The 12,905-nt window shown below is 40.6% G+C and carries 12 protein-coding genes; all 12 read right to left on the reverse strand.

Annotated features, from left to right (window positions below; translation table 11 throughout):
* Nucleotides 1-116: 116 nt before the first annotated feature.
* Nucleotides 117-1,082 (reverse strand): phospho-N-acetylmuramoyl-pentapeptide-transferase, encoded by a 966-nt coding sequence (gene mraY, locus QR40_RS02075; RefSeq protein ID WP_044289287.1) that lies wholly within the window; start codon nucleotides 1,080-1,082, stop codon nucleotides 117-119.
* A gap of 300 nt (nucleotides 1,083-1,382) precedes the next feature.
* Nucleotides 1,383-3,137, reverse strand: coding sequence for a peptidoglycan D,D-transpeptidase FtsI family protein (locus QR40_RS02080; RefSeq protein ID WP_044289286.1), 1,755 nt, complete (start codon nucleotides 3,135-3,137; stop codon nucleotides 1,383-1,385).
* Between the two features lie 58 nt (nucleotides 3,138-3,195).
* Complete coding sequence (locus tag QR40_RS02085) at nucleotides 3,196-5,253, reverse strand: peptidoglycan D,D-transpeptidase FtsI family protein (protein ID WP_242849077.1); 2,058 nt, start codon at nucleotides 5,251-5,253, stop codon at nucleotides 3,196-3,198.
* 84 nt (nucleotides 5,254-5,337) lie between these two features.
* Complete coding sequence (locus QR40_RS02090) at nucleotides 5,338-5,865, reverse strand: hypothetical protein (RefSeq protein WP_044293114.1); 528 nt, start codon at nucleotides 5,863-5,865, stop codon at nucleotides 5,338-5,340.
* A 230-nt stretch (nucleotides 5,866-6,095) separates the two neighbouring features.
* Complete coding sequence (rsmH, locus tag QR40_RS02095) at nucleotides 6,096-7,034, reverse strand: 16S rRNA (cytosine(1402)-N(4))-methyltransferase RsmH (RefSeq protein ID WP_027293524.1); 939 nt, start codon at nucleotides 7,032-7,034, stop codon at nucleotides 6,096-6,098.
* Nucleotides 7,035-7,049: 15 nt separating this feature from the next.
* A complete protein-coding gene (gene mraZ / locus QR40_RS02100) occupies nucleotides 7,050-7,481 on the reverse strand; it encodes a division/cell wall cluster transcriptional repressor MraZ (RefSeq protein WP_027293523.1) in 432 nt (143 codons plus the stop codon).
* A gap of 908 nt (nucleotides 7,482-8,389) precedes the next feature.
* Nucleotides 8,390-8,539, reverse strand: a complete 150-nt coding sequence (locus QR40_RS31660; protein WP_156042849.1) for a hypothetical protein — start codon at nucleotides 8,537-8,539, stop codon at nucleotides 8,390-8,392.
* Between the two features lie 10 nt (nucleotides 8,540-8,549).
* Nucleotides 8,550-9,422 carry a prolipoprotein diacylglyceryl transferase gene (lgt, locus tag QR40_RS02105; RefSeq protein WP_027293522.1) on the reverse strand — a complete coding sequence of 291 codons (873 nt, stop codon included), beginning with the start codon at nucleotides 9,420-9,422 and terminating at the stop codon, nucleotides 8,550-8,552.
* A 9-nt stretch (nucleotides 9,423-9,431) separates the two neighbouring features.
* Nucleotides 9,432-10,529, reverse strand: a complete 1,098-nt coding sequence (ychF, locus tag QR40_RS02110; RefSeq protein ID WP_044293116.1) for a redox-regulated ATPase YchF — start codon at nucleotides 10,527-10,529, stop codon at nucleotides 9,432-9,434.
* A 156-nt stretch (nucleotides 10,530-10,685) separates the two neighbouring features.
* Nucleotides 10,686-11,333: a thiamine diphosphokinase gene (locus QR40_RS02115; protein WP_044293484.1), complete on the reverse strand. Its 648-nt coding sequence runs from the start codon at nucleotides 11,331-11,333 to the stop codon at nucleotides 10,686-10,688.
* Between the two features lie 21 nt (nucleotides 11,334-11,354).
* Complete coding sequence (rpe, locus tag QR40_RS02120) at nucleotides 11,355-12,017, reverse strand: ribulose-phosphate 3-epimerase (protein WP_027293519.1); 663 nt, start codon at nucleotides 12,015-12,017, stop codon at nucleotides 11,355-11,357.
* Nucleotide 12,018: 1 nt separating this feature from the next.
* On the reverse strand, nucleotides 12,019-12,897 hold the full coding sequence (rsgA, locus tag QR40_RS02125) for a ribosome small subunit-dependent GTPase A (protein WP_027293518.1): 879 nt from the start codon (nucleotides 12,895-12,897) through the stop codon (nucleotides 12,019-12,021).
* Between the last annotated feature and the right edge of the window lie 8 nt (nucleotides 12,898-12,905).

The following is a 12,905-nucleotide window of genomic DNA, read 5'->3' on the forward strand; positions in this document are numbered from 1 at the left end:
GTCATTTGATTTCTCAAACCGTATGTTCTTATCTCTATCATTAATCTGCTTTTCATCTGTCTCTGTCCCCGGGTCAGTAATAAACCAGGGAATCCATATCTGCCAGCTGATTCTCTTTAGGATAGTATCAGAAGCCCTACCAGACATAATAACGCTGTAACAACGGTAAATACAGCTACCACCTGGGTTTCCGACCATCCGCATAACTCAAAATGGTGATGAATCGGAGCCATTTTGAAAAATCTCTTGCCGCCGGTCTTCTTAAAATAAGTAATCTGGATCATAACTGAGATTACCTCTACCAGGTAAACCAATCCTACAATGATAATAATCCATGGCATCCTAAGGGCATAGGCACAGCCTGCCACAAAACCTCCCAGAGCTAACGATCCGGTATCTCCCATAAATACCTTAGCCGGATGTGCATTAAACAATAAAAATCCCAGCAGCGCCCCTACAACGGCTGCTGTGATAGGTTGTATTCCGCCTTTATAAGCAATGGACACTACTGTAAAAAATACAGCGACCATCGTAGTAACTCCGGTAGCCAGACCATCCAGACCATCTGTAAAATTAACACCGTTTACCGTTCCAATTACCGCAATATACACAAGGGGTATTGTAATCAGCTTAAAATCAATATAAGTTCCTTTGTCAAAAGGATTCATAATCGTAAGGCCGGATGAATCTACAATAAGAATATATGCCAGGAAAATGGTTGTAATTACAATCTGCCCCAGCATCTTCTGCCATGGAAGTAATCCGTCTGACCGTCTTAATACGACTTTCAGGTAATCATCTAAAAATCCGATAATACCAAATCCAAGAGTCAAAAATAAGACCGGTATGATCTGCGGATAATCCTTCACAAAAAACAAAGAAGTTGCCAGTATGCTGATTAAAATAATCAACCCTCCCATAGTAGGAGTTCCCGCCTTTTTCAAATGAGACTGGACGCCGTCTGTTCTCTCCGTCTGTCCCACTTTCAGCTTCCGTAAAAATGGAATTACAAAAGGACTAAGTGCTACACTGATGGCAAACGCCACTAGTAATGGAATAATAACTTCAGTACCAATAATCATAATACACCTCTTTAATTCTTTCGCTATTTGTAGACATACTATAGATTAGTATAAACTTTTTTTGGTTATTAATCAACCTTGAAATCTAAAAAACATGATAAACTGATCTGGTTATGAAAACATGAAATTGGTGTTTTGTTGATTAATAACGCTTTGTATATTTTGGGTAGTGTCCGGAAAGATGGGAAGCGGGGGACCTGCATGGACTCTGTCAGTTGCCTTTGCCGTCCATGCAGGTCCCCCGCTTCCCATCTTTCCGAGATTCAGGTTGCCGTTACAAAGCTATCAGGCCTATACAAATCACTGCGTTTCTGTCTCCGTTTCCAACTGGGATTCATCTATTGGTATTTCCAGATAAGGCAGAATATTCGCAAAAATGTCTTTAATTACAGGAGCTGCTATGGTTCCGCCATAATAAACACCCTGTGGATTATGAATGACGCAGAGTCCCAATATCTGGGGATCATTTGCCGGTGCAAATCCCAGGAATGAAGAAATATATTTGTTGGCACTTCTTGGAAGTGTCTCTGATGTAGCTGTTTTACCACCAATATGGTATCCTGCAATATAAGCATTTTTGCCTGAACCGCCATCAACTACCTGCTCCAATACATAGCGCATGGTTGCCGAAGTATCTTCTGACAGGATTCTGTCTCCCAGGGGATATTGCAGTTTCTTAATCAGCGTCCCTTCTTTATCCTTAACAGATACACCAAAATGCGGTGTAACCCGCCTGCCGCCGTTAATGATGGAACTTGCCGTTGTTGCAAGCTGCATCGGCGTAATCTGAAATGACTGCCCAAAAGAGATCGTGGCAAGTTCTACCTGCCCTACATTGTCCTTTTTATGCATGATGGTTGCTGCTTCACCGGGAAGATCAATACCGGTCTTGTTATTCAGGCCGAACTGATTGAAATATTTAAAATAATTGTCCACACCCAGCCGCAGCCCCACTTCAATAAATACCGGGTTGCAGGAGTTCATGACTCCCTGTACAAAAGTTTCTCCTCCATGGCCCGCTACTTTATGGCAGCGTATTCTTCTGTCCTCCACAATTTTATATCCGGGGCAGGAAAACTGATCCGTCAGAGAAACTACTCCTTCTTCCAGACCTGCCGCAGCAGTAATAATTTTAAATGTGGATCCCGGTTCATAGGTATCATTAATGCACCCATTTCTCCACATCTGATTCAGGGCATCCTGTTTCTCTTTATCTGTCATCTGTGAGGAATCTACATTTAATGTAAACGGACTGTTCAGATCAAATTCCGGAACATTAACCATAGCCACAATTTCTCCATTCCCGGGTCTCATAAGCAGTATGGATACACTGTCCGCACCTTTCTGTTCCATTACCTTCTTGGCTGCCTGCTCGACATACTGTTGTATATTGTTGTCAAGGCTGATATACAAATCATTTCCGTTAATAGGCTCCAGCCTGCTCTCTCCTGCTTCCGGCAGTTCCACTCCCCTGGCATCTGTCATCGTAAGAATTTTACCGGGGCTGCCCTTTAAGATATCCTCGTACTTTACTTCCAGACCGATTATCCCCTGATTGTCGCTCCCTGTAAATCCCAAAACCTTGGATGCCAGGGATCCAAATGGATAATAACGTTTAAAATCCTCATCTACCTTCACTCCGGCCAGATTATATTCCCGGATCTTATCCCCAACCTCTTTTTCTACATTCGTCTTTACACGTTCAATAGAGCTTCTCTTCTCTACCCTTTTCCGTACCTCAGCCTCGGATAGCCCCAACTCCTTTACCAGCATGGCAATCACTTTATCCGGTTCTTTAATCTGACTGTGAATAACAGAAATTGTACAAACAGTTTTATTTGTTGCCAGGGCAGTTCCCGTAGCATCCATAATTTCTCCTCTGGCAGCCTTAATATCTCTTTCTCTTTCGTGAAGTTCCTCCGCTTTCTGGGCATAGTAATCCGATTTAAATATCATCAGATAAACAAGGCGTCCCACCAGGGCAGCTAATACCAAAAAGCACAGGGTAAATACTACAACAATCTTCTTCTTGTGATACGTTTTAATTTTGAGCATAAAAATCCCCGTAGAAGTAATTAGTATAATCTATTATTACTTCTACGGGGATATGTCTTTATTGTTCAAGCTGCAGATCTTCGTTGGTCACGCCATCGTCCCAGGGATCTTCCTGAGGCTCTCCCGTGTCTTCCAAAGGTTCTACATAATTCTGATCCGGCACTCCGTTCTGAGCAGTACCATCTGCATTCTCGCCTGTACCGTCCGTTGTACCGTCCGTCGTGCCATCCGTAGTTCCATCTGATGTGCCGTCTGCATTTTCTCCTGTCTTCATACCCAGGGTACCACGTTCATCATCTGTAATCTCCTCCGTTGGATATATTCCCAAATAGGGAAGGATTTCTGATAAGATCTTTTTGGAAATCTCCATGGAATATCCGCCGATTTCCTGATCCTCTACGTTTGGTTCATCTACAACCGTATAAATAACCACCTGCGGATCATCAATAGGTACCGCCCCGATAAAGGATACGATATAACGATCCTCTCCACGCGGGAGAGTCTCCGCAGTACCTGTCTTACCACCGATACGGTAGCCGGGAATCTGCGCTTTCTGTCCGGTTCCTTCTTTTACAACGGCTTCCAGATATTCCTTTAATAAGGAAGAGTTCTTAGATGAAACCGGCTGGCTTAACAGCAGCGGATCAATATCTTTAGCAACTCCGCCCTTTGAATCCAGTACTTGTCTTACCATGTGGGGACGATAATAGTTGCCGCCGTTTACAACGGTTGAAAACGCTGCAAATTCCTGAATCATAGAAGCGGTAAATCCCTGTCCAAATGAATTGGTTGCCAATTCAATTACATGCATGTTATTACTGTTATATAAAATACCCGCATTTTCGTTTGGCAGATCAATTCCGGTTTTCTTACCAAAATTAAATAACTCCTGATATTTAACGAAAGCATCCACTCCCATTTTATCAGCAATCTCCATCATACCAACATTACAGGAATTCTTTACTACATCACTTAAGGTTTCGTCCTGATGTCCATTCCGGTTATCACAATAAATCGGAGGTTCCGATCCATACTGCAGATAGCCATTACAATAGTAATGATCTGAATCATCTGCAAACCCGCCTTCTAAAGCGGATGCCACAACAACCGGTTTATAAGTGGAACCCAGTTCAAATGCTCCTGAAATACAGAAATTACTCCAAAGTCCATTCAGCGCTGTTACATATTCCTCATCAGACATTGCTTCGATCTGCTTTTTAGTATACCATCCATCCAGATTTTCCGGATCATTTAAATCATAAGCCTGATTGGTAGCCATTGCCAGAATTTCTCCCGTATTGGGATCTCCCACAATAACACCGGTATTTTTACTTCCATGTCCTGCAAAATCTACCCATGGGCCATCTTTATACTTATCGTCAAATTCTTTGATATATTTTTCCACAACCTGCTGGATATTTACATCAATGGTAGACACCAGGCTTTTACCATTGGTAGGTTCTACCGTGGTTCGCTGAAGCTCGGAATCTTCGTTCAGATATCCGAATTCACGTCCGTCTACTCCTCTCAATACATCGTTGTAATAGGACTCCAGCCCAACGATACCCTCATTCAGATCATTGGAAAAACCAAGTACATTACTCGCAAGGGTGTTAAAGGGATACTTACGTATAAAATCCTCTTCAAACCAGATACCCTGCACGTTTTCCAGTTCCAGCCGTCTTTCATCACTCAGCTTGCGGTCTTCGGATAAATCTGTGTAATCCTCGTATTTCTGTTTGTCTTCCATGGACACTTCTCTTTTAATAACCTGATACTGACTGTCCTTGGTTTCCTCTGAAGTAATTATCTTGCGCACTTCCGATTCATCCACACCCAGGGTTGCTACCAGGGCGCTTATGGTTGGTTCTATAAAATCCTCATCTGCATTGATTGCAAAGCAATCCAGAACCACATTATAGACCTTCTCACTTCTTGCCAGAATATTACCATTCCGGTCCAGAATCTCTCCCCGGCGAAATGGTATGGTTCGGCTGTCATACTGCTGCTGGGATAAAACTTTCCTGGCGTACTTATCACCGCTCTTAGCCGTAATATACGCAATCCGGACATTCAGCCCCACAAGCGCTAATAAAACTAATGCAAATATAGCCATAAGCTTTATTTGCATTTTTTTGGTAAATATTTTTTTACTGTTTCGTTTTCTATCTCTATTTCTTTCTGATGCCAATCATATCACCTACTTATTGGTTGGTACATCTTCGTATTGTCTTACATAGTCTCCATCCTGACTATTATAATTAATGATTTGTCCCTCCTGGGCATATACCATGCCGAGTTCATTAATTGCAATATCTTTGATTTTTTCCAAATCAACAGATGCCATGGTTTCGTCGTATTTCGTATCATTCGCTAATTTCAAAGAACTGAGCTGGCTCTCAAGAACTGTAACATTCTTCCGATGGGCTGTATTTGCTGCCTGTAACTGTAAATAGTTCACACATACAAAAAGGGTTGCTACTGCTGCCGCCGTTAAGAATATAACATATGCAAAGTTCATTTGCAATGCTTTTTCCCGATTTTTTCTGGTTTTCTGACTAGTTGCCGGTCTTCTCTTCCGCCTCGGTTCCTGTCTTACAGGCCTGTTTTCCTGCCTGCGTGGAACTGCCTGCAGCTCTCTTGCCGTATTGCCGTCAACGTATGCTCTTGTCTGATGCTGATTTCTTCTCGCGTAACCGTGTTCCGGTCTTCTGGCTGATCTTCCCATTTAGCTTCTCCTTACCCCGCTGTCTTAGATCGTGTCTTAAAGTCATCGCACCTGTAAGGTACAATCATTTTCAAGACATACTCTAGCGTATTTTACAGTTAAACAAACTTAACCCTTTGAATAGCGCAAGCAGGCTTGTGCTAAATCAGCAGTGTGAAAGCGATGTTCTTTCACACTTGTATCATTCGTCTCACTCTTTGTTTATGAATACAGCCTGTATCAGATCCTGATTACAGTCTGCGTTCAAATACACGTAGTTTCGAACTTTTTGCCCTCTTGTTCTCTTCAAGCTCCTGTTCGCCTGGTATTATTGGTTTTCTGGTTATTACTTTTCCTTTGGATTTTTTCCCACATACACAAATCGGAAATTCTCTCGGACAGGTACATGGATCCTCATTCTTTTTGAAAATTGTCTTTACAATCCTGTCTTCTAATGAATGAAAGGTAATAATACAAATTCGCCCTTCATCATTCAGAAGTTCTATCATGTCATCCAGAGAATCCCGAAGTACCTCTAATTCTCTGTTTAATTCGATTCTTATGGCCTGGAATGTCTTTTTGGCCGGGTGTCCTCCTACTGCCCGGAATTTCATTGGAATTGCCGCTTTTATAACATTAATTAACTCCCCAGTTGTTTCTAATGCTTTTACATTTCGCGCACTTACAATATGTTTGGCAATATTTTTTGCAAATTTGTCTTCCCCGTAATCACGAATAATACGATATAAATCGTGTTCGCTATACTCATTTACAATATCTTTGGCGGTCATGCTCTGACGCCTGTCCATTCTCATATCCAGTGGTGCGTCTTCTCTGTAAGTAAAGCCGCGGTCTGCCGTATCCAATTGGTAGGAGGAAACACCTAGATCCAAAATTATCCCATCAACTGATGTAATCTGTATGTTTGCCAGTTCCTTTTTCATATCGCAGTAATTACTGCGGATAATCGTTACTTTATCGTTAAACTCCCCTAAGCGCAGCCTTGCCGCTTCTATTGCGTCTTCATCCTGATCAATTCCAATCAGTCTGCCTTTGTCAGACAGCCGTTTACATATCTCATAAGCATGTCCGCCACCACCCAGAGTTCCATCGACATAAATGCCGTCAGGTTTTATGTTCAGAGCCTCAATCGTTTCCTCAAGAAGCACAGATTTGTGTTTGAATTCCATATTGTCCTCCCCAGGCTATATGCTTAAACCTAAATCTGTCATTTGTTCTGCAATGTCATCCATATCATCATAAGAATTATTCTCATTCCATTTCGACTTGCTCCAAATTTCAATTCTGTTTAACATTCCTGTCAGTACTACGTCCTTTTCCAGACCTGCAAATTCTCTTAACGTTCCCGGTAAAAGAATTCTCCCCTGCTTGTCCAGCTCGCATGGTGTCGCACCTGCTACAAAGAAACGTGCAAATTGTCTAGCGCTTTTGTTTGTAAGTGGTAAAGCCTTAAGTTTTTCTTCGAACGCCTGCCATTCATTATTGGGAAAAACAAATAAGCATCCATCTAATCCCTTTGTAACAACAAATTCGTCACCCAGTTCATCTCTAAATCTGGAGGGGATAATCAGTCTGCCTTTGGTATCAACCGTATGATTGTATTCTCCCATAAACATATGACGCACCTTCTTTCGTGAAAATGCAAAACTTACGATCCTTCTTTTGCACTTTCAGTGAAATGTGGTTCTGGTTACCACTTAGTCCCCATTTGCTACCACCTTCCACCACTTTCTACCACTTGTATGTTTATAATAGCTTACTTTGTACAAAAATACAAGGGCTAATTTTATTTTTTTTGCATAAGAATTTCTTAAGGAGCCCGCCATTTTTCGCCATTTTTCGCGGGTTTTACCAGATATTGTGTGTGTAAAAGCGAAATATACCAGATAAATGTGCACAGTGGGAAATATTACCATAAAAATTGGGAAGCCTTGTTATCGTGGGGAGGGAAGTGGGGGGATAATCTGTTTTTTCTGTTGCTGTTATCACTTTTAACTATGAAAATGTGCTATATATCCCCCACTGATTTACACTATATTTAAGCAGTTAAGATTTTCAATCCATTTCCGAATATATATTCATATTATTACATAATTATGCGTTATAATTTTTTACTTATATTTCGGGGTTCATATGAAAATTTAAATTTTTTATTCATAATTCCATTCATTATAAAAAATTAAGCTCTCCCACTTTCCTTTATTTTTTCTTCTTTTTTACAATTTTTAGTTTTATTCTCCCACCTGTATTTATATTTTGAAAAAATTTTCTTCTATAATCATAACCAAATCCCCACTTTAGTGATCTTCATTTCAATCCTCTCCACTTCGCCCCACCTAATTGCGTATCATTTTTACACAGATCAAAATCTATCCCACTCTAACCAGATATACTGTTCTTTTGTCATCTTATGCAGTGTTACTATTTTGTCAATTTACTGATTTGCATTTTTACAATTTGCAAATGAGAGTAAAAAAAGAACCCGCAGTCCCCACCAGACCACAAGTTCATAAAAGAATCTATTTTATAATTGATTTCCCAATTTAATGTATTGACTCATCAATTCATCCACAACAATACTTTGCTTATAGACTTCTTCTGTAAGTAAACCTCTTTCAACGATTTTATCTAAGTTCACTTTCTCTGCCTCAATTTTCCTTCTTAATTCTTCCATATGACTCATATCATTCACCCGTACCTTTCTCCATTTTGTTTGATTTTCTTTTGAACAAAATGATTATAATAGAAACAAATACCAACAGTATGGCTAACAACTGGGACACCGGCAGTCCGATTACTGGCAGGAGAAGCTGGTCTGTGCGCAGCCCTTCTATCCAGGCTCTGCCTAATCCATATCCTAAGAGATACAACAAAAATACCTCTCCATCGAATTTTTTTCGCTTAGTATACCAAATAAGTATAATCAATAATACCAGATTCCACATTCCTTCATATAAAAAAGTGGGATGCACCTGTATATATGATACTCCATCTATCTTTTGTAAATGTTCCATCATCTGAGGGGTTACTTCCGACGATCGTACAGCGTCTAATGGAAGCCGCATGGCAAACAGATTATTAGTATATCCACCAAACGCTTCACGGTTAAAAAAATTGCCCCACCGTCCTATTATCTGACCCAAAACAAGTCCAATGCAGGCGGTGTCTACTAATTTCCAAAACTGTAATTTCTTAATCCTGGCAAATACGTATACCGTAATTACTGCTGCTATTACACCTCCATAAATTGCCAGCCCGCCTTCACGGGTATTAAAAATCTTCCATAGATTATCTTTATAATTATCCCATGAAAAAATAACAAAATACAGTCTTGCACCAATCAGGGCAAAAAATATTGCAATTAACGCCAGGTCAAAATAATCATCCGGATTTTGTTTCGTAACTTTCGCAACACGCATAGCTGCTAAAATCCCACACACCATTGCAATTGCAATTGTTATCCCATAATATGCAATCGGAAATCCAAATAAACTAATACTCTTACCCACATTCTCCAGTTCTATTCCCAGATTTGGGAAGGCTATCGAAGTATTCATGCCGTACTCCTATACATTAAACCGAAAGAGAACCACATCTCCATCTTTTACTACATAGTCTTTGCCTTCCAGTCCTACCAATCCTTTCTCTTTTGCAGCAGCATATGTCTTGCAATCCAATAAATTCTGGTAATTAACAACCTCTGCACGAATAAATCCCCTCTCAAAATCAGAATGGATCTTGCCTGCCGCCTGAGGTGCCTTGGTACCGTTTTCAATTGTCCAAGCTCTTGTTTCAGTTTCACCTGCTGTGAGATAGCTGATAAGTCCTAATAAGCTATAACTTGCTTTTATAAGTTTTTCCAATCCTGACTCTTTTAATCCTAAATCTTCCAAAAACATTTTCTTTTCATCGTCATCCAGTTCTGCGATCTCCTGTTCGATCTGTGCGCAGATTACAAATACTTCACTGTTTTCTTTTTCAGCCAGTTCGCGGACCGACTGAACATAACGATTGGATGCGCCATCATCCGCAAGATCGTCTTCCGCGGCATTTGCTGCAAATATTACCGGTTTGTATGTCAAGAGATTATAAGAACTGATCCATTCTGTCTCTTCATCATCCTCAGCAGTAAAACTGACCGCCATTTTTCCATCTTCCAGATGCGCTTTTACTCTCTGCAGGAAGTCTAATTCTTTGGCAAGCGTTTTGTCATTTCGGGCACCTTTAGAGGCCTTGGCAATCCTTCTCTCCATTATTTCAATGTCTGAGAATATAAGTTCCAGATTAATTGTTTCAATGTCCCTGATAGGATCTACACTTCCATCCACATGAATTACATTTGTATCCTCAAAGCAGCGGACTACGTGCACGATAGCATCCACTTCTCGAATATTAGCCAGGAATTGATTTCCTAATCCCTCTCCCTTTGACGCCCCCTTTACAAGGCCTGCGATATCAACAAATTCAATTACCGCCGGGGTAACCTTCGCTGAATTATATAAATCTGCCAATAACTTTAGCCGCTCATCTGGTACCATTACAACTCCCACATTTGGATCTATAGTACAGAACGGATAATTCGCAGATTCTGCTCCAGCTTTTGTTAAAGAATTAAATAATGTGCTTTTACCGACATTCGGTAAACCTACGATTCCTAGTTTCATGTATGATTTCCTTTCTTGTATTCCGTTTTTCTTTGTTTTTCTTTTGTATCTCTTAACAAGTAACAGTTTATCACAGAATCTGACAAAAATGCAAGCTTTTCTACCTTTAAGATGTCGACATATTTCGCCAGTCAAATTTAAATTTTCACAAAATTATTAATCCCTTGATTCTATCACGATTAGAGCACCTTCGGTCACAGAAATCAGTGCTTCTTCTGCAATAATTTCGTTGCTGAGACCAAGTGCCTGGTTACAAGACATTGTATAATTCGACAAAGGATAATAAAATCCAACTAAATCCAAACCTTTTACCTCGGTTGTATGTGCCACTACCGACACAAATTTGCCATACTGTTCTGATTTTTTTATAGAAACTTTATTATTTATTACCCGGATCCGGTTATTTTCGTCAATAAGAAAACACTCTATACCGGCTTCTGCCGCCTGACCTAATATCTGGATATTCCCAAGAACATGATCCAGCCGGCTTCCGGTTCCGCCTAATATATAAATACAGGTACTTCCTTTCTCTATAGCCAGATTAACGGCTAACTGGGTATCCGTATCATCTTTTTCCGGCTTAAATTCACGAATCTCAACTCCTTTTTCCCGAAAATGCACCAGAGCATCACTTCCCGCTGAGTCAAAATCCCCTACAATATAATCCGGTGTCATTTCTGCTTTTTTTAAAAATTCAATTCCACGATCTGCCCCAATCAGACAGTCAACCGGATGTTTTTCCAAAAATGAGAGGGCAAAATCAAAATTGATATTGCCCCCGCTGATAATCGCTGTTATTTTCATCTCCGCACCCATTGCACACTTTTAACCTTCATATTCTTTCATAATGGCTAGTAATTCCTTAGCATTTTCGGTAACATTCCCATTAAATACCGTTGAGCCTGCTACGACTACATTTGCTCCGGCCTCTAAAACGGTACGGATCGTATCCTTATTAATACCTCCATCCACTTCGATATCCAGATCCAGATTTTTAGCCTCTGCAATTTTGCGAAGCGCACTGATTTTATTGGTACAGCTGTCAATGTACTTCTGCCCCCCAAATCCGGGATTCACAGTCATAATCAGAACCATATCTACTTTTTCCAGCACATAGTCCAATACACACAGGGAGGTTGCCGGGTTGAGCGCTACCCCTGCTTTCAATCCTTTTTCATGGATCTGCCCGATCACACGATCCAAATGCCTGCAGCTTTCCGCATGCACAGTAATCATATCTGCTCCACAAGCCGCAAAATCATCAATGTACCGTTCCGGATCTACCACCATCAGATGTACGTCAAAAATACGTTTTGTGGCACTGCGCACCGATTGGATTACCGGCATTCCAAAGGAAATGCTGGGCACAAACTGACCGTCCATCACATCAATATGAACATACTGTGCTCCGGCTTCATCAATACGCTTCAGCTCACTTCCTAAATTTTTAAAATCTGCTGCTAATATAGATGGTGCTAAAATATTCACATCAATACCTCCTCTTATCTTTTAGTTCTCCAAATAATTCCACATAATTATCATAACGCATCCTGCTGATTTTACCTTCATCTACTGCCCGTTTTACTCCGCAGTCCGGTTCATGGATATGCATACATCCCTGGAAGCGGCACTCCGGTTCGTATTCCCGGAACTCAACAAAGAATTCTTTCAAGTCTTCTTTTTCAAAATCCTGGATATACAGGGAACTAAATCCCGGCGTATCCATGATATACGTATTTTCTTCTATCATAATAAGTTCTGAATGCCTTGTGGTATGTTTTCCTCTGTCAATCTTATGACTGATTTCTCCTGTTTCCATCATTGCTTTGGGCTGCAGGATATTTATGATTGATGATTTGCCCACACCCGAAGGACCTGCCACCGCAGTGGTTTTTCCTCTCAGCCGCTCTATTACCAGCTCCAATCCAGTATTTTCCAGAGCGCTGGTAAATAAGACATCACAGCCGCAATTTTCATATATTTTCCGAAGCTTCTCTTCTTCTTCAGCAGAAGAGATGTCCTGCTTATTAAAACAAATGATGGTATGCACCTTCTGGTACTCCATCATAATTAAAAAACGATCCAGCAAATTAAAATTCGGTTTGGGACGGTCAATAGAGAAAATAACCAGCGCAAGATCGATATTGGCAACAGCCGGACGGATCAGCGTATTCATTCTCGGCAAAATCTCGACAACATTGCCTTTCTTATCCGCTTCACTTATGACATCAATCTTTACATTATCCCCCACCAAAGGTTTCATTTTGTCTTTTCGAAATATTCCTTTTGCTTTACATTCATAAAGACCGGATCCTACTACATTAACGTAGTAGAATCCAGCTATACCTTTCACTATCTTTCCCTGCATGTATTTTC

Origin of the sequence: Robinsoniella peoriensis, from assembly GCF_000797495.1 — a bacterium.
Taxonomy (GTDB): Bacteria; Bacillota; Clostridia; order Lachnospirales; family Lachnospiraceae; genus Robinsoniella; species Robinsoniella peoriensis.